We start from the raw sequence: 24,110 nt of genomic DNA, 5'->3' as shown, positions 1-24,110 counted from the left end.
GACGGCCCGATAAAAGTCACTTGCTCTTCCGGTCACCCGGTCCTGATCGACCTCACGCCCGTTCGACGGTGACGATGCGGACTTCGATCCGTACGTCGCTGCCGATCGTCGCCTCAACTCGATCGTCGAGCGCGTCGGCGAGCCCGGCGAGGTCGCTCCCCGGCGGCGCGCCGACGATCACGTCGACGCGCTCCGTTTCGAGCGGGGGGATCGTTCCGGTCCGCTCGATGTCCAGCTCCAGCAGCTCCACGTTCGAGTCGAGCGCGGCCAGCTCGTCGCCGACGGCCGTTCTGATGTCCGCCTCGGTCGTCGAGACGGCGTACGACTCGTAGGTGACCCCGCCGAGGAACACCGACAGCACCGCGATGGCGAGGACGAGGATGACCGCCCGCTTCAACACCGCCGAACGGGCGTCGTCCTCGCGGAACCAGTGTCGCGGTCGGTACCCCTCGTACCACAACACGATCAGCGCCGAGAGATTGATCGAGAGGACGTTCACCGCGACGATCACGCCCGCGCCGAGTACGAGTTGCGGGATCCAAAAGGCGATCCCGATCCCGACGGCGGCCGCTGGCGGGATGAGCGCCACGGCGATCATCACGCCCACGAGCGTCGCCGAAACGCCGGTCATCAGCGAGACGATCCCGGCGACGCCGGCACCGATGGCCACGATGAGCACCAACACGTTGGGCGCGAGCCGCTCGGACACCTCCGCGAGTTCGAGCGGGTCGAGCCCGGGCGGGACCAAGGCGAGAGCGCGCAGCGCGAACGCGAACAGCGTCGCCGCGAGAATCGCGACGACGACGCCCAGTATCTGCATCCGTACGCCCCGCCGGAACAGCGCATCGTCGTCGACGACGGTGCCGACCGCCGCCGACATCGCGGGGCCGATGAGGGGCGCGATCACCATCGACCCGACCACGGTCGCCGGCGAGTCGAGCAGCAGCCCCGCCGTGGCTATCACCGCCGAGATAACGGTCATCAGCACGTACGTCCCCAGTCCGGAGGCGAGCCCCTCCGCCTTCGCCTGGAGCTCCTCCCGCGAGATGCGGTCGCCGCCGTGTTCGGCCTCCTCCTCGTACTCCTCTTCGAGCGCCTCGAACCGCCGCGAGATGACAGTCTCGGCCGCGACGATGACGGTGTAGGTACTCTCGTCGATCCCCGCCTCTCGCAGCCGGTCGAGGACCGGCTCGACCGCGGCGGTCGGGAGCGGGAACGTCGCGACTGCGGTGTACTCCCGGCCGCTCGTCTCGTCGGTGACGACGTAGTCGACCCCCTCGTCGTCGAGCGCGCGGACGACCGCCGCCCGCTTGCCCGCCGGAATCATGACCTGAACGAGTCGCACGGTCCCCGGTCGCACCGACGGCTCTTATAAGATCGGCACGCGATCGGCGGGCGCCGGCCACGAGAAACGGAACTTTAATGCGCGAATCGCTCGCACCTCCAGCCAAGAATGCTCTCGCCGCTGGTCATCGACACGTTCCTGCTCAACTACCACCTCGGGCACATCGTCCTGTTCGGGCTCCTCGTGTCGCTCCTGGGGGCAGCGCCGCTGAAGTCACAGAAGGTCATCGCGTCGATTCTGGCCGTCTTCGGGGTCGTCTTCCTGATGGCGCCGTACACGACGATGCCGCCGACCTTCATTCTCCTCGGCATCCCGCTCGTCTTGGTCGGCACGCTGCTGTGGACGATGGCCCGCTGACGCGGCCGAACGTCGCCGAACGGAGCGCTCGACCGAACCGCCTCGACGCGTCCCCTCTCCTTCTCTTTCGCAGACCGCGAACGGCCCCGCCGTCGTTCTGTTCGATCCCGCTCCTTTTTGCCCCCCGGGAGACACTCCCCGCCATGGTAACGGTACGGGCCCCCGCGACGAGCGCGAACCTCGGGAGCGGCTTCGACGTGTTCGGGGCGGCCCTCTCGCGGCCGGCGGACGTCGTCACCGTCGAGAAGGCGGCCGAGACGACGATCGAGGTCACGGGCGTCGGCGCGCAGTACATCCCGGAGGACCCCGAGAAGAACACCGTCGGTGCCGTCGTCGAGGCGCTCGACGCGCCCGCGCGCATCCACATCGACAAGGGCGTGCGCCCGGCCTCCGGGCTCGGCTCCTCGGCCGCGAGCGCCGCGGGCGCCGCGGTCGCGCTCAACCGGCTGTACGACCGCGGGCGCTCCCGGGAGGAGCTGGTCCCGATCGCCGCCGAGGGCGAGGCCGTCGTCTCCGGGGTCGCGCACGCCGACAACGTCGCCCCCTCGATCCTCGGCGGGTTCACCGTGACGACCGCGGAGGGAACCCGGTCGGTCGACGCCGCGATCCCGCTGGTCGTCTGTCTCCCCGACGTGGCGGTCTCGACCCGCGACGCGCGCCGGGTCGTCCCGGAGACCGCCTCGATGGAGGAGTTAGTCGAGACCGTCGGCAACGCCGCGACGCTCGCGATCGGCATGTGCCGCTCGGACCCCGACCTCGTCGGCCTCGGCATGAGCGACCCCGTGGTCACGCCCGAGCGCGCCCGCCTGATCACCGGCTACGACGACGTCCGCGAGCGCGCCTTCGACGCGGGCGCAACCGGCGTCACCGTCAGCGGCGCCGGCCCCGCGGTGATCGCGGCCTGCCGCGAGCGCGACCGCCGCGACGTCGCCGCCGGGATGCTCGACGCCTTCGCCGACGCCGGGATCGAGGCGCGGGCGTACCAGACCCGGATCGGGCGCGGGTCGACCGTTCTCGAGGAGTGAGCTCACGGCAGCGGTAGCGGACCGGAGCGGTAGCTTACGGCAGCGAGAGCCCACGACGGCGGTTAGCGAACCGCGACCGCGCGGCGGTCACGCGTTCTGGACGAGCTCGCCCGAGCAGTCGTACTCGATCAGCTCGAACCGGTCCGCGGCCTCGACCGTCCCGTTGTAGGGGTTCGTTCGCTCGTACGACTGGTAGACGGTCACGTTCTCGACGGCCGTCTCGTGGGTGCGGTTCCACTCCCCGCAGAGGTAGTTCGCGAGGTACGAGCGGTGGTTCTCGTTGTCGGCGCCGTAGACGTTCTTCAGGTACTTCCGCCAGCGCGAGGTCGGATAGGTGGTCTCCGCGCGCGCCGGCCTGTCGAAGGTGACCGGGGCGTCGCGGAACACGTCCCGTTGGGTGCCGTCCTCGAGCGTGCCCGCCGCGACGTACCACCGCGTCGTGCGGATCGGGTCTGGCGCGAACATCTGCCACGACTGGTCCATCTCGGCGGCGTCCAAGGCGTCGCCGGCGGGCTCCGGAACCTCGGCGTAGCCGACCGACGCCGCGCTCGACAGGAGGATCAACACGAGGAAGACGTACGGCAGGACCGTCGAGAAGAGGACGCGTCCGCGGGAGAGACCCGCGGCGAGGTCGCTACCGCGGAAGTCACCGATACGCTCCGACGGCGCCGGTCGGGGGAGCGACGCGCCGGCCGAGAGGGCCGTCCTCGCCAGGGATTCGAAGCGGTCTCGCCAGCGAGCGAGCGCCGCCGACCAGCCCAGTCGGTCGACGCCGCGCTCCAGGGCGTCCCAGACGGGCGTCTGGAGGAACGGAAGGAAGCCGACGACGACGACGATCGGGAAGAGGCCGACCCGTATCGTGACCGCCATCCCGAGGTGCATCCCAACGAACATCGAGGCGAGGGCGGCGCGCGGAATCCCCGTGAGCAGGAGCAACAGCGGCGACGCGAACAGCAGGGCGACCCACAGGAGCGTGAACATCCGCAGGAGTCCGGTGAACTCGGCGAGGTAGTTGCCGAGGAGGTAGGTGAACTGGTCGGCCTGCATGACGTACGCGACCGCCTCCCCGCTCATCCAGACGTCGCTCGCGTACTTGTGGACGGAGTTCGTCAGGTACATCACCAGTATCTGCAGCAGGACCGCCATCGTGGCGACGCTCGCCACGGCGCCCCCCGCCGGTCCCGGCGTCGGGGGGTCCCCGTCGGTATCGCCCGGCGCGGAGTCGGCGGCGGACGCCGCGCCGGCTCCCCGGTCCGCTCGCCTGACGGCGTCGAGCGACCAGCGGGCGCCGAGCGGGAGGAAGACGCTCCAGAAGAGCAGCAGCCGAAGGAGGGTGTCGCCCGAGTTCAACACCATCGGGTTCCGGGCGTGTAGCGAGACCAGCAGCACCCACGAGACGAGCGTCACGAGCCGCGTTCGGTACCCGACGACCAGCGCGAGGGCGAAGGCGCCGGCCAGCGCGAACAGCAGGCCGACGGCCCACGGTTCGCCGGAGAGCGCGTGTAGCGAGTAGTTCCCCGAGTAGTCCGAGAAGAACGCGCGGCGCGGTAGCACGCCGTAATCGGTGTAGAAGGCGGTCAACGAGCGCGAGCGGAGGAGCAGGTCGGCGATCACCAGGGCTCCGAGCCCGATCCGGAACGCGGCGAGCGCCCGCAGGTCGACCGAGACTCGCGCGGCGACCGCGGCCGCGAGCCGTCGAACGGCGGCGGTGAGCCGCGACCGGACGGTCGAGGCGGAGGGGTTTCCAGCCATGCTCTTTTGATCCAACTTGTTGGAGACACCGAGGGACCGATATAAGTTTTCCGTGCGACGGGGCCGCCTCCATCTCGGGCGTCCGCGGGACGAGCGTCGGCCCCACCGGAATCCTGAACTGCGACGGCCGCGTACGTCCGACAGGTGATGGACGAGGACATCCCGGAGGACGCCGCAGTCGTTCTCTTCGACGGCGTCTGTAACCTCTGTAGCGGGTTCGTACAGTTCATCTTCCCCCGCGACCCGGAGGGCAAGTACCGGTTCGCCTCGCTTCAGTCCGACGTGGGGCGGACCCTCTTGGCCGAACACGACCTCGCGGACGAGGAGCTGGACTCGATCGTCCTGATCGAGGACGGCGAGAGCTACGTGAAGTCGTCGGCGATCATCCGGATTGCGGCGGGGCTCGGCGGCCGCTACCGGCTCCTCTCGCCGTTCCGCTACGTGCCCAAGGCGGTCCGCGACCGCGTGTACGACTTCGTCGCCGACAACCGGTACCGGTGGTTCGGGAAGAAGGACCGATGTATGATGCCGTCTGGCGACGTGGAGTCGCGATTCATAGAGTGAGTCGCGGGCTCGGAGCGAGCGGAGGGGCGCGCCCCGGCGTCCGGTCCCGCTCCGGCCGCGGTCACTCGCGCCGCTCGTAGGTGACGAACGCGAGGTCGCCGTCGGTCTCGCGCTCGCGCTCAGTCCACGCCTCGGGGTCCCACTCCGGGAACCGCGTGTCGCCCTCGGGTCGCTCCGGGATCTCGGTGAGGACCATCCGGTCGGCGCGGTCGAGGTACGCCTCGTACACCGTCGCGCCCCCGATGACGTAGACGGCATCGACGCCGCGGTCCGCGGCGTCCGCGGCCGCGCGTTCGAGCGCGGTCTCGGGGTCGCCCGCGACGACCGCGCCCTCGGAGAGGTCAGCGTCGTCGATGGGGCGAGTCGTCAACACGACGCTCGTCCGGTCGGGGAGCGGGCCGCCGATCCGGTCGGCGATGCGCTCGTACGTCTTCCGGCCGACGATCACCGGGTGGCCGGTCGTCAGTCGCTTGAAGTGCGTCAGGTCCGCGGGGTAGTGCCACGGCATCCGGTCGCCGTCGCCGATCACGCCGTTCTCCGCGACGGCGGCGACGAGGACGAGGTCCGGGTCGGCGTCCCCGTCAGGCTCGGGGGTGTCGGCGTCCGCCATCACTCCGCGACCGCGAACGAGATGCCGTCCGCGGAGTCGTAGTCGACGACTTCGACGTCCTCGTACGTCAGCTCGTCGAGCGGCTTGTCCGCGACCTCGATGCGCGGGCGGTCGCGGGGCGTCCGCGAAAGCTGTTCGAGCAGGCCGGGCACGTGGTCGTACCCCTCCTGGCCGTTCGGCTCGTCGGGGGCGGTGCGCTCGACCCAGCTCTTTACGTCGAGGTAGTCGTCCTTGGTCTCGACGTTGCCGAGGCGCTCCTGAACGTAGCGGAGGTTGTTGGCGTACCACTTCCCGCGGTCGCCGCGGCCGCAGTAGACGTGCGCGTCGACGACGGTGTGGCCGAACTCGCCAACTTCGAAGCCGGTCCGCTGGGCCAAGGCGTTCGCGAGCAGCGCGTACGCCGCGATGTTGAACGGGACGCCGAGCGCGATGTCGCCGGAGCGCTGCGTGAGGTGGAGGTTGAGCCGGCCGTCCTGGACGTTCACGACGAAGGTGTAGTGGCACGGCGGCAGCGTGGAGACGGCGGCATTCGCCGGGTGCCACGCGTTCACGACCATCCGCCGGGAGTGGGGGTTCTCTTCGAGGGTGTCGAGGACGTACTGAATCTGGTCGAAGGTGCGTCGCGTCGTCCCGTCTTCGTCCTCCTCGACGGTGACCCAGCGGTCCGCGTCGTCTGGCCACGTCTCGCCGGGGAGTTCGGCGGCTCGCTCAGGAACCGGGTAGCGGCGCCAGAACCGACCGTAGGCGGTGTCAAGCTTCCCATCCTCGTCGGCCCAGGCGTCCCAGATCTTCGTCTCCTCGCGGAGGTTCCGGATGTGCTCCTCGCCGGAGAGGTACCACAGCACCTCGTGGATGAGGGAGTTCCACCGGTAGCCGTCCATCTTCTTCGTGGTCAGGAGGGGGAAGCCCTCCGCGAGGTCGACGGTGTACTGTCCGCTGAACGTCGCGATGGTGTCGACGCCGGTTCGGTTCGGCTTGTACGTGCCGGTCGAGAGCGCCTCGTCGACGAGGTCGAGGTACTGTTGCATGGTGGGTTCGGCGCGCCGGGACCGACGGCCGCCGGCGCGGGCTGTTATTTGGTCAAACGAGGCGGGAAAAGTAAGCGCGTCGGTCCGACGGTCGAGGGCAGCTCGTCGGCCGCGACCTCACCGATACCGGTCGGGGAGGTACGGGTCGAACGCCGCCGGGAGCAGCGGGATCACGGCCGCCGCGATCTCCGCGAGTCGACGGCGGAGAACGGTGTACACGACCGCGACGGCCAGGGTCCCGACCACGACCTCTCGGAGGGGGCCGTCGACGAGGAGCAGGAGCGGAACGGCCAGCCCGAGTGAGAGCGCGAGGTCCTCGGCCGCGCCGTCGTACCGCACGCCGCGCCGCGGGGGTATCCACCGCTCTCGGTGGTGGTCGTACACCGCGCGGTCGGAGTTCCCTTCCCACGGTCTGAGCTCTAAGCCGCCCCCGTACATGTCGGCGACGCTGTGGAGCGCCGCGCCGAGGAGGAACAGCGCGATTCCGACCGAGAGTACCGACGGGGCCACCACGGCCGCGAGGAGCGCGGGGGCGGCGAAGACGGAGTAGTAGACGGGGTAGTGGAGCGTCCGTCGGTGGCCGGTGTACATGTCGAGGTCGGGGAGGAGCCCGCCGAGGAAGCCGGCGGCGAACCCGACGGGCGCCAGCTCCGGCGCCGCGCGCACCAGCGGGGCCGCGAGCAGCATCCCCGCCAGCACGTGGGTCGGAAGCATCATCGTATTGGATCGCAGGCGACAGAAATATATGAGTGTGTCGGCGCCGCGACCGCGGTCGACTCCCGCGCAGCGACCTCCTGTGGCGCCTCGACGGCCGCTTTCGCGGTTCGTTTATATACCGCCGGTCGAACCGAGGCGTATGCTCATGACGCCGGGACCGACCGCGGTCCCCGAACCGGTGCGCGACGCGATGTCCCGCGAGCTGATCAACCCCGACGTGGACCCGCGGTTTCGGGAAATATACGACCGACTCACGGGCCGGCTCGCGACGGTGTACGGCGTCGACCCGAGCGTCCCGGCCGCCGAAGGCGGGCGCGACGTGGTCGCCCTCGGCGGGGAGGGAATTCTGGGGTTAGAGGCCGCGGTCGCCTCGCTGGTCGAGCCGGGCACCGAGGTCCTCTGTCTCTCGAACGGGCTCTACGGCGAGGGGTTCGCCGACTTCGTCGAGTCGTACGGCGGCGACGCGACCCTCGTCGCGGCAGATCACGACGAGCCGCTCCCGCTCGACGCGCTCGACGAGGCGCTGACGGCCGACGGCGCCGACTTCGACCTCGCGACGATGGTCCACTGCGAGACGCCCACGGGGACGCTCAACGATGTCGAGGCCGCGCTCGACCGGATTGACGCGGCCGCGGATTCCGAGATCCTCACCGTCGTCGACGCGGTCTCCTCGCTCGGCGGGGTCTCGGTGCCGACCGACCGGATCGACGTGTGTCTCGGCGCCTCCCAGAAGTGTTTCAGCGCGCCGCCGGGGCTCGCGACCGCCGCGGTGAGCGATCGCGCGTGGGCCGCGATGGAGGCGCGCGACCCGCACGAACTGTACGCGAACTTCCTCCCGTTCCGCGACGTGAGCGACGGGTTCCCGTACACCCACCTGACGACCGAGGTCGTCGCGCTCGACGAGGCCCTCGGGCTCCTGCTCGACGAGGGGCTCGACGCGGTCCGGGAGCGACACGCGGCGGCCGCACGGCGGTGTCGCGAGCGCGGCGCGGAGCTGGGGCTGGAGACCGTGCCGAGCCCCGAACGGAGTTCGCCGACGGTGACCGCCTTCGAGGTGCCCGGGCGGGCCGAGGCGCTTCAGGAGCGACTGCGCGAGGAGTACGACGTGATCCTCGCGACGGGACTCGGTGACGGCGCCGAGGACATCCTCCGCGTCGGACACATGGGCCACAACGCGCGCGTCGAGCGCGTCGAGGAGACGATGGACGCGCTCGCCGATGTTTTATAAATAGTCCTCGGCGAATCGACGGCAGACGCTTTTAAACCCCCAGTCGCTTATATATAAATGATTGCTGGTAGATCTGCGGCGAACACCGCCAAAGCCCCAGCCGGGAGGGCGGCGCACGCTCGCTGCGCTCCTCGCTCAGTCGCTCACTTCGTTCGCTCCTTCGCTGTGGTGCTTGCGTCGCCTGCGCCGCCCTCCCGGCTGCCCCTTTGAGTCCCGTCCCGCACAGCACCGCAGCCTCACGCCTCCCCAGCCTCGTCGCTCACGCCCTTCGGGCGTTCGCGACTCCCTCGCGCGTGCTCCTCGCGGCCGCCGGTGGCGGCCGCTCGCAGGCACGCGCCACCGCAGCTCTATTTATGAGCGTTGGTCGGCCAAGTCACCCCGATCGCACGACGCCGCCTCCGGAACGCCCTTGCGTTCGCCCGGGTAACGTCCGGGCGACATGAACCACCGCGAACTCGGCGGCGTGGGCGAGGTCAGCGAGGTCGGCTACGGCGCCTGGCAGATCGGCGGCGACTGGGGCGAGGTCACGGAGAACGAGGCGGTCGCGGCGGTCGAGGCCGCCCGCGACGCCGGGATCGACTTCTTCGACACCGCGGACGTGTACGGCGACGGTCGCTCCGAGCGGATCGTCGGCGAGGTTCTGGCCGAGGAGATCGCGAGCGACGACGTCACCGTCGCGACGAAGGCCGGGCGCCGGCTCGACCCGCACGAGGCGGACGGCTACACGGAAGAGAACCTCCGGCGGTTCGTCGACCGCTCGCGGGAGAACCTCGAGATGGACACGCTGGACCTGGTCCAACTCCACTGCCCGCCGACGGACGTGTACTACCGGCCGGAGACGTTCGACGCGCTGGCGACGCTCGAAGACGAGGGTCGGATCGCGAACTACGGCGTCAGCGTCGAGCGCGTCGAGGAGGGACTGAAGGCGATCGAGTACCCCGGCGTCGAGACCGTCCAGATCATCTTCAACCCGTTCCGACAGCGTCCCGCAGAGCTGTTCCTCGACGAGGCCGCCGCGCGCGACGTGGGCGTGATCTGCCGGGTGCCGCTCGCGTCCGGACTCCTGACGGGGGCGCTCTCGCGCGATGAGGAGTTCCCCGAAGACGACCACCGCAACTACAACCGCGAGGGCGACGCCTTCGACGTGGGCGAGACGTTCGCGGGCGTCCCCTTCGAGGCGGGCCTCGATGCGGTCGACGAACTCGACGAGCGCCTGCCGGACGACCGCCCGCTACCCGAGTTCGCGCTCCGGTGGATCCTCGACCACGACGCCGTCTCGACGGTGATTCCCGGGTCGACCACGCCCGAGCACGTCCGAGCGAACGCGGCCGCGAGCGAGGCGCCCCCGCTCTCCGACGCCGAGCGCGAGGCGGCGAGCGACGTGTACGACGCCCACGTGCGCGAGTACGTCCACCAGCGCTGGTGAGGTGAGCGGGGCGCGGCGAGAGTGAGGCGAGAGCGCGGCGACAGCGGGGCGCCTCGCCCGCCGCCCTCACTCGTCGAGCGCCGCCGCCAACTTCTCTATCGGGTGCGGCGGCGTCTCGGCCCCTTCGCGGTCGCCGAGCTGCGAGCGGCAGGAGGCGCCGGGCGCCGTCACCGCGTCGCCGTCGCTGTCGTCGACCTGCCCGAAGAGGATCCGTCCGATCGCCTTCGAGAGGTCGTAGTGCTCGCTCTCGTAGCCGAACGAGCCCGCCATGCCGCAACAGGAGGAGTCGAGCGGGTCGACGCCGTAGCCGGCTCGTCGGAGGACGCCGACGGCGTGGTGGTCCTTGTTCGTCGCCTTCTGGTTGCAGTGCCCGTGGTAGGTGAGCGTCTCCGCGGGCGCGTCGAACGACAGCCGCTCGTCGGCCCGACGGGCGTCGAGGTACTCGCAGACGCCCGCCGCGGCCGCAGACACTGCCTCGGCGTCCGCACCGTCGAGTAAGTCCAGATACTCGTCCTGGAACATCACCGCGTCGGAGGGCTCGACGAAGAGGACCGACTGCCCCTCCCGGACTCGGGGCGCGAGCGCCGCGACGTTGTCGGCCGCGCGCTCCCGAGCCGCGTCGAGGAACCCGGTCGAGAAGGCGGCCCGTCCGGAGGGGGCGAGGTCGTCGGGGACCTCGACGCGGACGTCCGCGGCCTCCAGCACGCGCACCGCCGCCTTCCCGGCCGTCGGGTAGCTGTAGTTGGTGTAGGTGTCGGGGAACAGCGCAACGGTGTCGACCGCGTCCCGCTCGTCGACCGCCGGGCCGCCGCGATCCGCGAACCACTCTTCGAAGCTCGTCGACCGGAACGTCGGCAGCGCGCGCTCGGGGCGATCCCCGCGAGCGCGTCCATCGCCTTCCGGGCCCCCGGGACCTTCGCCGCCGCGTTCGACAGCGGCGCGAGCTTGCTCCCGAGCGCCGAGAGCCGGTCGATGTCGCGGAAGAGCCGCTCGCGCATCCCCGCCCCCTCCCGCTCGTGGTGGTCGTGTTTCACCTCCGCCTTCAGCTTCGCGAGGTCGACGCCGGTCGGGCAGTCGCTCTGACACCCCTTACAGCCGACGCAGAGGTCGAGCACCTCAGCCTGGAACCGGTCGGAGTGGATCTCCTCGTCGTCGAGCTCGCCGCTTATCGCGGCCCGGAGCATGTTCGCCCGCCCGCGGGTCGTCTGGATCTCTTCGCCCGAGGCCCGATAGGTCGGACACATCGTCCCGGAGTCGGTCTCGCGACAGGTGCCGCAGCCGTTACACAGCTCGACGAGCTCGGAGAACCCGCCCTCGTCGGAAAAGTCCAACGCCGTCTGCGGCTCGACCGACTGATACGTCGGCCCGTACCGGAGGTTCTCGCGCATGTCGGTGTCGGCGGCGGCCTCGGGGTAGCCGCGCTCGGCCGCGGTCTCGCCGTCGACGTAGACGACCTTCCCGGGGTTCATCCGCCACTCGGGGTCGAACGCGGACTTCAGCTCCTGGAACGCCGTCCAGAGCTCCTCGCCGTACATCTTCGGGTTGAACTCCGTGCGCGCGAGCCCGTCGCCGTGTTCGCCGGAGAAGGCGCCGTGGTGCTCCAAGACGAGGTCGGTGACGTCGTCGGCGATGTCGTGCATCGTCTCGACGTCCTCGGACTCCTTCAGCGAGAGGATCGGCCGGATGTGAAGGGTGCCGACCCCGGCGTGCGCGAAGTACGCGGCCGAGGTGCCGTGGTCGTCGAGCACCTCCTCGAAGGCGGCAACGTAGTCGGCGAGCTCAGCGGGCGGCACCGACGCGTCCTCGATGAACGGGTACGGCTTCGCGTCGCCGTCCATGCTCATCAGGAGGGGGATCGCCGCCTTCCGGAGGTTCCAGAGGTCCTCCTGGGTCCCCTCGTCGTACGCCTCGATGACGTCGAACGCGTCGCGGTCGCCGTCGCCGAGGAAGCGGTCGTTCGCTTCGGCGACCGCCGCCTCGAACTCGTCGACCAGCTCCGAGTCCCACTCTAACATGAGCGCGGCCGCGGCCCGGTCCGGGATCGGCTCCGCGTACTCGGCGTACTCCGGTGACCCCGCCGCCAGCTCGACGACCGCGTCGTCCATCAGCTCGACCGCGCTCACCGGGAGTTCGAGCGCCTCGGGGACCGCCCGCATCGCCGCGTCGAGCGTGTCGAAGGAGTACAGCGCCAGCGCGGTCTCCTCGGGGCGGGTGACGAGCGAGAGGGTGGCCTCGACGACGACGCCCAGCGTCCCCTCGGCGCCGACGAACAGCTTCGAGAGGTTGATCACCTCCTCGCCGTCGTCGTTCTCGTAGATCGCCTTGTGGAGGTTATAGCCTGAGACCGACCGCTTGAGCGTCGGGTAGCGGTTCTCGATCTCGTCGGCGTTCTCCTCGACGAGCGCGCGGACCGTCTCGTACAGCGCGGCCTCGCGCTCGCCGCCCGCCTCGCCCGCGACGATCGCCTCGTACTCGGGGGAGTCGAGGACGACCTCACGGGTGTGGATGAGCGAGCCGTCCGCCAGCACCACCCGGAGCTCCTCGGTGTAGGCGTCGGTGATCCCGTACCGCACGGAGTGGGCGCCGGTGGAGTTGTTGCCGATGCCGCCGCCGACGGTCGCGCGCGCCGAGGACGCGGGGTCGGGCGCGAACTTCAGGCCGTCCTCGGCGAGCCGGTCGTCGAGGTCGTCCTGGACGACGCCGGGCTGGACCGTGGCGCGGCGCGCGTCGGGGTCAACCGACAGGATCGAGTCCATGTGTCGCGAGCAGTCGAGGACGACGCAGCCGGGACCGACCGTCTGTCCCGCGAGCGACGACCCCGCGCCGCGCGGGAGGACCGGGACGCCGTGGTCGGCCGCGACCCGCATCGCCGCCCGCACGTCGTCGACCCCGTGAGGGTACACCACGCCAGCCGGTCGGGCCTGATAGACGCTCCCGTCGGTCGCGTACAGCACCTGCGCGTACTCGTCGAACTCGACGCCGCCCGCGACCGCGTCGCGCAGGTCGGCCGCGAGCGACCGGTACACCTCGACGTCTGGCCGGTCGTGGCCCAGCGCGGCGGCGGAGACGCCCGACTGATCCGGCCCGGTAGGCCCGCCCGCGGCGACCCCGCCGTCCGCGGCGATCTCGTCGTCTGACGCTACCCGCCGTGTCCGGTCGCTCTCGGCGTCCCCGCTCGGTTCTCCCGGGCCGCCGTCGCCGGCGACTTCTCCTCCGTCCATGGGGAGAGTGGGCGGGATGAGGGTGATAAATCCATCGTGAACGATAATTATATTCATTTAGGGCGGCCGCAAAGCGGGTCGCTTTTTCGGCGGGACCCCGACCGACCGACGGAGACGACCGTGGAGCACGAACGCGACGAGGAGGGAGACGATTCGGACGCCGAGGGCCGCGAGGGCGGCGAGCGCTGCGACGGCGAGCGCGACGCCCGCCCCGGCAGCGAGGGCGACGCGGGCGACGCGATCCCGGACGACGAGCGCGAGGCGCTGGAGACGATCGCGCACGGCGCGGTGCTCACCTCGGGCGGGGTCGCCGGCCAGCGCGCGCTCATCGCGGCGACCGAGTTCGCGCTGACCCGCGGGCTCGGCCCGACCGCCTACGGCGTGTACGCGCTGGCGTGGCGGATCGCCCAGCTGCTGTCCAGACTCGTGACGTTCGGCAGCGTCCCAGCGATCCAGCGGTACCTCCCGGAGTACGGGGCGGACCCGGACCGACAGGGCGCGGTCGCCGGCCTCGCGTACGCGACGACGCTCGGGTTCGGGCTCGCGATCGCGGCCGGCGTCTGGCTCGCGGCGCCGGTGATAAACGCCCGCACCGTCACGGAGCCGGCGTTCGCGGGAACGATGCGCGCGTTCGGCGGACTCGTCGGCCTCCTCGGCGTCGTGATGGTCGCGTCCGCGCTCTTCCGCGCGGTCGGGTCGGCCCGCGGCGAGATCCTGTTCAACAAGCTGTTGCGGCCGGGCGTCAGGCTCGTCGGCGCCGTCGGCGCGCTGGCGCTCGGCTACTCCGTCGTCGGCGTCGCCGGCGCGATCGTCGCCGCGACCGGGGTCCTCGCGGCGGCCGCGGTCCCCCTCTCCGCGTCCGTCACCGGCGTTCGGCCGACGCTCCGGGGCGCCCGCGCGGAGGCGCGCCGCTTCTACGACCACGCGGCGCCGGTGGCGATGAGCAGCCTCGGGAAGGTGTTCCAGAACCGCGTCGACGTACTGCTTGTCGGCGCGCTGCTGACGGCGACCGCGGCCGGCGTGTACAACGTCGTCCTCGTGGTGATCGCGGTCGCGTGGATCCCGCTCCTCTCTTTCAACCAACTCCTCCCGCCGGTCGCTTCGGAGCTGTACGCGAACGACCGGACGGCGACGCTCAACGCGGTGTACGGCTCCGTCACGCGACAGATCGTCACCGCCGTCGTCCCGATTCTCGCCGTGCTGGCGGTGTACGGCCGCGAGATACTGGGGCTGTTCGGCGAGGCGTACGTCGACGGCTACCTCCCCCTGGTCGTCTACCTCGGCGGCGTCTTCGTCGGGAGCGCGGTCGGCGCCACCGGCTGGCTCCTGATGATGACCGACCACCAGTACGCGCGGATGGCGCTCGACTGGCTGCTCGCGGTCCTCAACGTCGGGCTGACCTACGCGTTCGTGGTCCGGTACGGGCTCGTCGGCGCCGCGCTCGGCACGTCGCTCGCCATCGCGGTACAGAACGGGATCCAGGTCGTCCTCCTCCGGCACTTCGAGGGGCTGTGGCCGTTCGACCGGACCTTCCTCACCCCGCTCGCGGCGGGGGGCGTCGCCGCGGCCGTCATGTACGGCGTCCGCGCGGCCCTCGCCGGTCCGGCGGCGGTCCTCGCGGGGAGCGCGGTCGGGCTCGCGGCGTACGCGGCCTCGCTCCGGCTCATCGGCGTGGACCCCCGCGACCGCTTCGTCGCGCGGCGGCTGGCGCGACGGTACCGGACCGCGCTCGCGGAGCGGTTCGATCGATGACGCCGCGCCTCGATCGGTGACGCTCCCCGCCGACCGCGGATCGCGACGATTTATGGGCGGACGGCGACGTAAAGACGGTATGCAAACGATCGACCGCGAGTCGGCGGGGTCGGCCCGCGTCGCGATCGTCGGCGGGATCCACGGCGACGAGCCCGCCGGCGTGCGGATCGTGGAACGGCTCGCGGCGGAACTCCCCCCGCTCGACCCGTCCGACGGAGGCGGGATCGACGGCGGCACGGGGTCCGAGGGGCTCGTCCGGCTCATTCTCGCCAACGAGCCGGCGATCGAGGCCGAGACGCGCTACACGGACGCGGACCTGAACCGGTCGTTCCCGGGCGACGCCGACAGCGAGGAGTACGAGCGCGCGCTCGCGCCGCGGCTCGCCGCCGCGCTGGAGGGGTTCGACGCGGTCCTCGCGCTCCACACCTCGCACAGCGCGCCCCCGCCGTTCGCCATCTTCAGCGACCTCACGGCGTCGGTCCGGCGCACCGTCACCGGGCTCCCCGTCGACCACGTCGTCGACGCGAGCGGCCTGCGGTCGACGACGCTCGACTCCACGATCCCGCACACCGTCTCGATCGAGGTCGGCCGACAGGGAAGCGAGGAGGCCGTCGAATTCGGCTACGAGGCCTGCCTCGCCTTCCTCCGCGTCCACGGCGCGCTGGCGGACGAGCCGCCGACGTTCTCGGAGACGACCGTGGTGAAGGGCAGCGAGGAGGTGCCGAAGGGGGGCGGAGAGCCGCACGTCCACTTCGCGAACTTCGAGGCGATCCCGGCGGGCGCGGTGTTCGCCGAGGACGACGTGTACACCCATCGCGTCGAGGAGTCGGGCGTGGTCCCGATCCTCGCGAGCGAGAACGGGTACGACGACATCTTCGGCATGTACGGCCGCGTCACAGGCGTGCTGAAGCCGCCGGGCGAGGGCGACCTGCGAGTGTACTCGCGCGACGAGCGTCGGGGCGCTGACGAGAGCGGGGAGACCGGCGAGAACAGCGCGGACCGGTCGGAACGAGCGGAGTAACTACTTCGCGGTCGGCGTGATGTCGCCGACGGCGTCCATCACTTGGACCGCCGCGCTGGCGGCGAGGCCGCGGGCGACCTCGTCGGTGTCGGACTCGGCGATGCCGGCGTCCAAGTCCTCCGGGTCGGGGGTGAAGCCGGCCGAAACCGGGTGGCCGGCCGGGGGTTCACCGCGACGGTCGCCTGCGGGCCCTCGGCGCCGACGGAGAGCTCGGAGCCGACGGCGTAGCTGTCGGGGAGATACGATTCCGTGCGCGATACGATTCCGGCGACCGCGCGCCGGAGCTGTTTTTCCTGGTCCGGAGAGAGGTCGACGGCGGCGGGCGAGCCCGCGTCCGTCACACCCGGCGCCCCGGCGTACGGGTTGTTGCCGTTCATTCGAAGCTACGTCTCGTACGCGGAGCCGAGTCAAAAAGGCGTCGGCGGCGGCGACCGGGGCTCCGGGGCGTCGCCGGACCGTCCGTCCCCGTTACAGGATCGGCTCAGACTCCCCGTATGCGGCGATCACGACCGCGGTCGCGTACCGGTCCGGCTCGGCCGCGACCCTCTCGACGTGCGTCTCGCGGGCCGGGAGCTCCCAGTCACGGAGGTCGGCGCCGCTGTCGAGCCCCGCCTCGATCCGCTCGCGGACGTCGTCGGCGTCCTCCCCGGTCACCTCGTAGAAGAGCCCCGGGCCCGGGCCGGTCGCCCACCCGAGCCCCGCGACCGCGTCAGGGTGTCGGCGGGGCGCGCGCTTCGACTCGGCGCCCTCGGCCCCCGAGCGCCCGCCCTCGCGGAAGTCGACCGCGTCGCCCGGGCCGATCGTCCGGCGCGCCTCGACGACGGTGAGCCGGTTGCCGGCGGGGCCCAGGTCCGGGACCTCCGACACCGCCTCGACGGTCGCCGCCGCGGGGACGACGGAGGAGACCGCGACGAGGTTGTAGTTGTGGAGGTTCGCGTCCGCGAGCGCGGCGTCGTAGGAGGCCATCGCCGTGTCGGCGACCCCGACGCCGCCGGCGACGTGGATGGTGTTCATTGACGGCGAATCGACGGCGAGCGCGGTAAGGGGTTACGAAGCCGATCGCCGGCGCGGATATGATAAACGACCGATTCGCCCCAGTGGACTCACGCCAGATCTCGGTAGTCTCGGTCCTCGTCGGCGTGCGCGCGGACCCACAACTGGCCGGTCCGCGAGAGGCTCGTCCGGTGGGACTTCCCGTGCTCCTCGCGCTCGATATACCCCTTGCCGCCGGGTCCGAGCCGGTCGACGTTATAAATGACCTTCGAGCGGAACGAGTCCGTGTACTCCTCGTTGAGTTCGGCCGCGAGCGTCTCGGCCAGCTCCGACACTGACTCGAACTCGCCGTGTTCGCCGAGCGTGAACAGGACCAGCTCCTCGAACGGCTTGACGTTCTGGAAGGAGGCGACGGGGAGCTCGATCACGTGGCTGTCGCCGATTTTCTTCGCGCCGATGGTGGTGCCGCGCTCGTCGAACTCCGCGAGGAGGTCCGTGGTGCTCGCCAGCCGGTCGGCGACGCGGTCGGGTTCGACGCCCGCGTCGGTGACCGCTTCGTCCGGTGCGTCGGCGTCGCTCCCCTCGTCGAGGTCGCGCAGGAGATCGCGCGTCGCGCGCAGCTCCTCCGCGAGCTCTGTCTCCAAGTACTTCTCGGGGGCCGTGTAGTAGGTGTGGATGCGGTCGCGGTCCGCCTGCCGCTCGACCATGATCGAGTGGGCCGCGGTCGCGAACGCGAAGGAGACGGGGCGGGGCATCGAACAGAGGTTCACCCAGACCTCGCGCTCGTTCGAATCGGCGACTCCGTCGTCTCGGTCCAACTCCGCGTTGATCAGGTCGAAGGCGCGCTCGAAGGCGGCGTCGTAGTCGTACACGTCGTCCAACTGCTCGCGGACCGTCTCCGCGCCGAGCAGGTTCGTGAAGTCCTGCTCCAACTTGCGCGCGATGTTTCGCGAGTACTCGACGTTGGCCTCGCTGCCGACCGTCCCCTCCAGCAGAATCACCCGGTCGACGTCGAACTGGTCCCGGATGAGCGGGGCGATCATCCGGTCGTAGTCGAACCCGACGGGCACGACGTGGGTCTGCATACGCGGGACGTAACGGTGCTGTTTATAAAAAGAACCAGTTCCCTTATCGTTCAACAGAGCACCGATCACACCGCTGTCCAGTGGCTCGATGGGCTTCAGCAACGGGGGGTACCAGGCTACGATCGTCGTGAAATTCTCCTCTAGAAGACATCTCGTGTCCACAATCGCGGTGTGGCTCCAGCCATCGTGATCAGGTATTAATTCTGTTATAAATCGTGTTCCCGCAGTTGTCACACTGGTTCGGCTCATTTCGATACCGCTCACCACACCGATCGCATTCCCACCTTGCCCCGAGAATCTTACACAGGAGAGAATCGGTGACTCCCATTTGTCGGCTCGTAGTCTCTCTCTGTGGTGTATTTTGGGATGTTATCTCTGGATATCAGCCGGCAAACGTGCGGCCGAGTACCAAAATTAAAGTCACTGTCGTCACGATGACCTGTCAACCTATCGATGACGAGCCGGTGTACGTTTCGACTCGATCCCGAGGAGATCGGCGCGGCGACGGCGGACGCCACCGCGGAGATTGACGAGGAGTGGCGCTGCCCGCACGACGCCCACCCGGAGGCCGACCGCTGCGTGTTCCACCTGTCGAGCAACGCCCGCGACGACCTCGGCGTCGACGCAGACGCGGTCGCCGAGCGCCTCCGGGACGTGGCCGGCGAACGCGGGAAGGACGCGAAACGCCTGCTCGGCGCCACTCTCGACGACCTCTCGATCCGCCACGAGATCGTCGAGGCCGCCGACAAACATCCCCTCGATCTCAGGGGTGCGACGGTGACCGGCACGCTGGATCTGACCGCGTCGGAGTTCGAGGGGCGAATCGACCTCTCGGGCGCGGAGATCGGTGCCATCGACTGGACGGAGTCGGAGTTCGACGCGCCGGTCGACCTCTCCGGGGCCGTCGTCCGCGGCGAGACGACGCTCACCGGCGCCGTCTTCGAGGGCGACGTCGACCTCGCCGGCGCCACGTTCGAGGGGCCGGTCGACGTCCGGGAGGGCCGGTTCAACGGCGACACCTCGCTGCGCGAGGCGCGGTTCCGCGATTCGGCGGCGTTCGACGGCGCCGAGTTCCGCGGCGACGCGAACCTCTTGGACGACGATGCGTGCTTCGGGGACGTCCGCTTCGACGCGCCCGTCTCGTTCACGGAGGCCGCCTTCCGGTACGCGGACTTCGTCGGCTGCGAGTTCCGCGACGACGCGGCGTTCGACCGGGCGACGTTCGGCGGCGACGCCGAGTTCGCGGACGCGACGTTCGAGCGGGGCGCGACGTTCGCGTCCGCCGTCTTCGACGGGGACGCCGCCTTCGACCGGGCGACGTTCGGCGGCGACGCCGAGTTCGCGGAAGTCCGGTTCGACGGCGACACCGCGTTCTCGGGGGCGCTGTTCGAGGCGCCGGCGACGTTCGCGGGCGCGGAGTTCCGCGGCCGGGACAACCTCGAAGACGACGACCTCTCGTTCGCGGACGCGACGTTCGAGGCGGATGCGACGTTCCGGCGCGCGGTCGTCGGCTTCGCCGACTTCGCGCGGCTGACGGCGGCCGCCGACCTCGTCTTCGACGAGGCGCGTTTCACCGAGGAGGCCGGCTTCGAGGACGCGACGCTGGCGTCGCTCTCCTGTGACGAGGCGCGGTTCAAAAGCGACGCGAGCTTCGCGGGCGTCGCGGTCGACGGCGACGCGACGTTCCGCGGCGCGGAGTTCGAGGGGGGCGACAACGTCGACGACGACGACCTCTCGTTCGCGGACGCGGTGTTCGGCGGCGAGGTCGACTTCCTCAGCGCCCGATTCGGCTACAGCGACTTCTCCGGCGCCGCGTTCGGCGGAGAGGCCGTCTTCGACGAGTCGCGCTTCGACGACGACCTCGCGTTCTCCGACGCGGCCTTCGACGACCGAGCGAGCTTCGACGAGTGCCGGTTCGACGACGACGCCGCCTTCGAGCGGGCGACGTTCGCCGGCGCGGCCAGCTTTCGCGGCGCGGAGTTCGACGGCGGCGACAACGTCCGCGACGACGACGTGACGTTCGCCGACGCCGCCTTCGCCGACGAGGCCGACTTCTACTGCGCGGAGTTCGAGTACGCCAACTTCGAGGGCGCGGCGTTCGAGCGCCCCGCGAACTTCGAGGCGACCCACTTCGCTGGCGAGGGTGACTTCCGCGACGCGGCGTTCCGCGGTGAGGCAACGTTCGCCGAGGCGCGGTTCGACGACGACGCGACGTTCGAGGACGCGGCGTTCCGCGACGCCGCCTCGTTCCTCGGCGTCGAGTTCGTCGGCGACTACCACGAGGACGACGACGCCGCGTTCTCTGGCGCCGTCTTCGACGGCGAGGCCGACTTCCGCGAGATCGAGTTCGGTCAGGCCGGCTTCGACGACGCGCGCTTCCGGGGACCGGTGTCGTTCCGGGAGTCGCTGTTCGGCCGCGCTCGCTTCGAAGACGCGGTCTGTGCGGAGTCGGTCGACCTGTCGTACACCCGGTTCACCGAGCCGGTCTCGTTCGACGGTATCGCGTTCGAGTCCGGCGTCACCGCCGACGAGGCGCGGTTCGAGAGCGACGCGAGCTTCGCCGAGTCGACGTTCGAGGAGGGGGCGACGTTTCGCGGCGTCGAGTTCCAGGGCGGTGCCCACACGGTCACCGACGCGAACTTCGAGGCCGCGACGTTCGCGGACAGCGCCGACTTCAAGCTCGCCGAGTTCCGCGTCGCGGACTTCTCCGGCGCGGAGTTCGGGGGGACGGCGCTGTTCGAGCGCACCGTCTTCGAGGACGACGGCACCTTCCGGAACGCTGAGTTCGGCGCTTCGGCCGTCTTCTCGCGCTCCCGGTTCCTCGAGGAGTCGGACTTCTCCAGCTGCCGCTTCGGCGGCGAGGCGCACTTCGACGAGCTCCGCTTCGAGAAGGACAGCACGTTCGCCGACGCCGAGTTCGGCGGCGACGCGACGTTCCGGTCGGCGGAGTTCGAGGGGAGCGCGAACATGCACAACGACGACGCCAGCTTCGAGGCGGCGACGTTCCGAGGGAAGGCGGACTTCGACAAGGCGTCGTTCCTCTACGCGAACTTCACGCACACGACGTTCGCCCGCGACGCCGCGTTCACCGAGGCGGAGTTCGAACACTCGGTCGCCTTCCGCCCGCGGCCCGCCGAGTCCGAGACCCTCGTCGACCTGAGCGACGCGGTCGTCCGCGGCGGGACGCTCGGCCAACCGGAGCAGGGCGACGCCTTCTACGACTGTACGCACGCGGAGGTCCGGGAGGTCACGCTCGACGACGAGCACTGTACGCACGGCCTCTTCAACCACTTCCGGTTCTGCAACACCGACTTCCACGGCTTCGACTTCACCGCGCACAAGACGTACCTCGCGCGCAACAACTGGGAGATCCACACCTTCGCCGCCTCGGAGGCGGCCGACCGGTCGGAGACCGAGACGGAGTTCACGCCCGCGAGGCTGGAGAACACGTACCTGAAGGCGAAGAACTGCGCGAGCGACTTCGGCGACCGCAAGGCGGCGGCCGAGTTCTTCATCAAGGAGATGGTGTACCGCCGGCGGAAGAACTGGCGCGCCGCCTTCACCCGGGAGGAGGCGGTGTCGCCGGCCAACCGCACGAAGGCGCTCGGCAAGTGGATCGGGAACAAGGTGCTCCACCAGACGTGCGGGTACGGCGAGCGGCTCTGGCGGGTCGTGTACGTCTCCGCGGTGACGGTGTTCATCTGGGGCGTGTTGTACACCACGACGACGCAGGGCACGACCGGCAGCAGCGAGCTCACGACGCAGGGGATCGGCGGCCTCTCGAACCTCTTCTCGCCGGAGGGAGCGGTCGTCCTCGGGAAGAACATGTACTTCAGCATGGTGACGTTCACTACGCTCGGCTACGGCGACGTCCAGCCGGTCGGGTCGACAGCGCGCGCGCTCGCCGGGCTCGAGGCGTTCCTCGGCGCGCTCCTCGTCGCGCTCGTCGTCTTCGTGCTGGGCCGCCGGGTCGCGTGGTGAGGGGCGCGCGGCGTTGGGTCGCGTGGGCGTCGAATCGACTCGGTCTCGCAGCCGCAACGGCGGAACGGCGGCAACGGCCGCAACGGCCGCAACGGTCGCAACTACCCCCGCCTCCCCTCCGCGAGCAGTAGGGTTATTTCGGTCAGCGTCGTACGTTGACACGGTATGTCACAGCAAGGCGTTCAAGAGGAGCTGTACGTCGACCAGTACACGCTCGGGCTGGTCGGGCCGGATCAGGAGTGGGCCGGCACGGTCGCGGACGGCGGCACGGTGAAGACGTACACCCCGCCGGGCTGTTGGGGGCCGATGGTGACGCCCTCGTTCCGGGGCGGCCACGAGGTGACGCGACCGATCCGCGTCGAGGGCGCCGAGGTAGGCGACGCCGTCGCGATCCACATCCGCGACGTGGAGGTAACGAGCATGGCGACGAGCACGGGGTCGATGGCGGAGCGCGAGGAGGCGTTCGGCGACGACCCCTTCGTCGACCACCGCTGTCCGGAGTGTGGGACGACGTGGCCCGACTCCGTCGTCGAGGGCACCGGCGAGGACGCGATCCGCTGTGCCGAGTGCGGCGCGAACGCCTCCTCGTTCGGCTTCGAGTACGGCTACACCGTCGCGTTCGACCACGAGAACGCTGTGGGAATCACGCTCGACAAGGACGGCGCTCACGAGCTCGCGCTCGACGCCGACGAGGTGATGGACATCCCCGAGAACGCCCGGCAGCACCCGATCCTGCTGTACGAGCCCGACGGGATGCCCGGCACGCTCGGCCGGCTCCGTCCGTTCATCGGCAACATCGGCACCACGCCGCCGGTGACGATGCCCGACTCGCACAACGCGGGCGACTTCGGACAGAACCTCATCGGCGCCGACCACGACTACGGCGTCGAGACGGAGGAAGACTTGGAGCAGCGGACCGACGGCCACATGGACGTGCCGGAAGTCCGCGCGGGTGCGACGCTGATCTGCCCGGTCGTCGTCGACGGCGGCGGGATCTACGTCGGCGACCTCCACGCGAACCAGGGCGACGGCGAGCTCTCCTTACACACCACCGACGTGAGCGGGACGGTGACGATGGACGTGGAAGTGATCGAGGACGTCGACCTCGACGGGCCCGTCCTGCTCCCGAACGAGGAGGACCTCCCGTTCATCAGCGCGCCGTACAGCGACGAGGAGGCCGCGGCGGGCGACGACCTCGGCGCCGAGCACGGCGTCGACGTCGACACCGACGCCGCCCCGATCCAGGTGATCGGCTCCGGCGCGACCGTCAACGACGCGACCCAGAACGCCTTCGACCGCGCCGGGACGCTGCTCGGCATGAGCGAGGGCGAGGTCCGCGGCCGGTGTACGTTCACCGGCGGCGTCCAGATCGGGCGGCTCCCCGGCGTCGTCCAGCTCGACATGCTCGTCCCGTCGGACGTGCTGGAGGAATCCGGGCTCGACGATGTAACGCGCGAACAGTACGGGTTGTAAATCGTCGCTGGCGGATCGATGTCGGGGACAGCCGGATCTCCGAATTCTCGTTTATAAATGACTACCAATAGATCGACGACGGGCACCGCTAACGCCCCAGCCACTCAGTCATAAATACCTGCTGGCAGATCGGCGGAGAACACCGCCAAAGCCCCAGCCGCTCGCTTATAAACGGTGACTGTAGATCGGCGGAGAACACCGCCAAAGCCCCAGCCGCTCGCTTATAAACGGTGACTGTAGATCGGCGGAGAACACCGCCAAAGCCCCAGCCGCGAGGACTCGCGCGGCTCGCTGCGCGCTTCAGTCGCTCGCTACGCTCGCTCCTTCCAGTGCTTGCGTCGCCGTGCTTCCTCCTCGCAGCTGCCCCTTTGAGTCCCACCCGACCGCGACCGCACGGCACCTCACGCCTCCCCAGCCTCGCGGTTCGGTCGGGACTCCCTGCGGTCATCCCTCACTCACCGCGTCCAGCGAGAATCGAAGATTCTCTGGCAGCCGGCGCTACGCGCCGGCGACCTCGCGCGGTGCTGCCTCG

Annotated in this window: 16 protein-coding genes and 2 pseudogenes; 9 read left to right on the top strand and 9 right to left on the bottom strand. The window is 70.2% G+C overall.

Going from position 1 to position 24,110, the window contains the following annotated elements; translation table 11 throughout:
- Positions 1–52: 52 nt before the first annotated feature.
- Positions 53–1,327 (bottom strand): TIGR00341 family protein, encoded by a 1,275-nt coding sequence (locus J7656_RS05495; protein WP_026046295.1) that lies wholly within the window; start codon positions 1,325–1,327, stop codon positions 53–55.
- 126 nt (positions 1,328–1,453) lie between these two features.
- Between J7656_RS05495 and J7656_RS05490 the strand changes: the two genes are divergently transcribed.
- Together J7656_RS05490 and J7656_RS05485 are read left to right on the top strand one after the other, a co-directional pair.
- Positions 1,454–1,702, top strand: a complete 249-nt coding sequence (locus tag J7656_RS05490) for a DUF8006 family protein (protein WP_017344291.1) — start codon at positions 1,454–1,456, stop codon at positions 1,700–1,702.
- A gap of 143 nt (positions 1,703–1,845) precedes the next feature.
- Positions 1,846–2,727, top strand: coding sequence for a homoserine kinase (locus J7656_RS05485; RefSeq protein ID WP_211554336.1), 882 nt, complete (start codon positions 1,846–1,848; stop codon positions 2,725–2,727).
- Positions 2,728–2,814: 87 nt separating this feature from the next.
- On the opposite strand, the gene J7656_RS05480 is transcribed toward J7656_RS05485, so the two are convergent.
- A complete protein-coding gene (locus tag J7656_RS05480; protein ID WP_211554551.1) occupies positions 2,815–4,479 on the bottom strand; it encodes an HTTM domain-containing protein in 1,665 nt (554 codons plus the stop codon).
- Between the two features lie 147 nt (positions 4,480–4,626).
- Here J7656_RS05480 and J7656_RS05475 point away from each other — a divergent pair, with 147 nt between their 5' ends.
- Positions 4,627–5,043: a thiol-disulfide oxidoreductase DCC family protein gene (locus J7656_RS05475; protein ID WP_017344284.1), complete on the top strand. Its 417-nt coding sequence runs from the start codon at positions 4,627–4,629 to the stop codon at positions 5,041–5,043.
- 61 nt (positions 5,044–5,104) lie between these two features.
- On the opposite strand, the gene J7656_RS05470 is transcribed toward J7656_RS05475, so the two are convergent.
- The 3 genes from J7656_RS05470 to J7656_RS05460 form a co-directional block, all read right to left on the bottom strand.
- The gene (locus J7656_RS05470) at positions 5,105–5,653 is read right to left on the bottom strand and encodes a dihydrofolate reductase (protein WP_211554335.1); all 549 of its coding nucleotides are present in this window, start codon (positions 5,651–5,653) and stop codon (positions 5,105–5,107) included.
- On the bottom strand, positions 5,653–6,681 hold the full coding sequence (gene thyA / locus J7656_RS05465; RefSeq protein WP_017344282.1) for a thymidylate synthase: 1,029 nt from the start codon (positions 6,679–6,681) through the stop codon (positions 5,653–5,655). The genes J7656_RS05470 and thyA overlap by 1 nt, the downstream gene beginning before the upstream one ends.
- Before the next feature lie 117 nt (positions 6,682–6,798).
- Positions 6,799–7,395, bottom strand: coding sequence for a metal-dependent hydrolase (locus J7656_RS05460; RefSeq protein ID WP_211554550.1), 597 nt, complete (start codon positions 7,393–7,395; stop codon positions 6,799–6,801).
- Between the two features lie 142 nt (positions 7,396–7,537).
- Between J7656_RS05460 and J7656_RS05455 the strand changes: the two genes are divergently transcribed.
- Both J7656_RS05455 and J7656_RS05450 read left to right on the top strand, forming a co-directional pair.
- Positions 7,538–8,626: a pyridoxal-phosphate-dependent aminotransferase family protein gene (locus J7656_RS05455; protein WP_017344280.1), complete on the top strand. Its 1,089-nt coding sequence runs from the start codon at positions 7,538–7,540 to the stop codon at positions 8,624–8,626.
- Positions 8,627–9,065: 439 nt separating this feature from the next.
- On the top strand, positions 9,066–10,052 hold the full coding sequence (locus J7656_RS05450) for an aldo/keto reductase (protein WP_211554334.1): 987 nt from the start codon (positions 9,066–9,068) through the stop codon (positions 10,050–10,052).
- 66 nt (positions 10,053–10,118) lie between these two features.
- On the opposite strand, the pseudogene J7656_RS05445 reads toward J7656_RS05450, so the two are convergent.
- Positions 10,119–13,273: pseudogene (locus J7656_RS05445) on the bottom strand (FAD-binding and (Fe-S)-binding domain-containing protein).
- Positions 13,274–13,393: 120 nt separating this feature from the next.
- Between J7656_RS05445 and J7656_RS05440 the strand changes: the two are divergent.
- Both J7656_RS05440 and J7656_RS05435 read left to right on the top strand, forming a co-directional pair.
- Positions 13,394–15,025, top strand: coding sequence for a lipopolysaccharide biosynthesis protein (locus tag J7656_RS05440; protein WP_211554333.1), 1,632 nt, complete (start codon positions 13,394–13,396; stop codon positions 15,023–15,025).
- 79 nt (positions 15,026–15,104) lie between these two features.
- Positions 15,105–16,046: a M14 family metallopeptidase gene (locus J7656_RS05435; protein ID WP_211554332.1), complete on the top strand. Its 942-nt coding sequence runs from the start codon at positions 15,105–15,107 to the stop codon at positions 16,044–16,046.
- Here J7656_RS05435 and J7656_RS05430 read toward each other — a convergent pair.
- The 3 genes and pseudogenes from J7656_RS05430 to J7656_RS05420 all read right to left on the bottom strand — a co-directional run bounded on the left by J7656_RS05430 (position 16,047) and on the right by J7656_RS05420 (position 18,124).
- A pseudogene (locus J7656_RS05430) lies at positions 16,047–16,423 on the bottom strand (DUF5811 family protein).
- Between the two features lie 91 nt (positions 16,424–16,514).
- Complete coding sequence (locus J7656_RS05425; protein WP_017344275.1) at positions 16,515–17,060, bottom strand: pyruvoyl-dependent arginine decarboxylase; 546 nt, start codon at positions 17,058–17,060, stop codon at positions 16,515–16,517.
- A gap of 89 nt (positions 17,061–17,149) precedes the next feature.
- A complete protein-coding gene (locus tag J7656_RS05420) occupies positions 17,150–18,124 on the bottom strand; it encodes an HFX_2341 family transcriptional regulator (RefSeq protein WP_211554331.1) in 975 nt (324 codons plus the stop codon).
- 453 nt (positions 18,125–18,577) lie between these two features.
- Here J7656_RS05420 and J7656_RS05415 point away from each other — a divergent pair, with 453 nt between their 5' ends.
- Complete coding sequence (locus J7656_RS05415) at positions 18,578–22,105, top strand: pentapeptide repeat-containing protein (protein ID WP_211554329.1); 3,528 nt, start codon at positions 18,578–18,580, stop codon at positions 22,103–22,105.
- Between the two features lie 165 nt (positions 22,106–22,270).
- Complete coding sequence (locus J7656_RS05410; protein ID WP_211554327.1) at positions 22,271–23,578, top strand: acetamidase/formamidase family protein; 1,308 nt, start codon at positions 22,271–22,273, stop codon at positions 23,576–23,578.
- Positions 23,579–24,110: the final 532 nt, after the last annotated feature.

This window comes from Halorubrum ruber, from assembly GCF_018228765.1.
GTDB classification, from domain to species: domain Archaea; phylum Halobacteriota; class Halobacteria; order Halobacteriales; family Haloferacaceae; genus Halorubrum; species Halorubrum ruber.
Note: the sequence above shows the minus strand (reverse complement) of the source record. Positions and strands in the feature narration are given on the sequence as shown.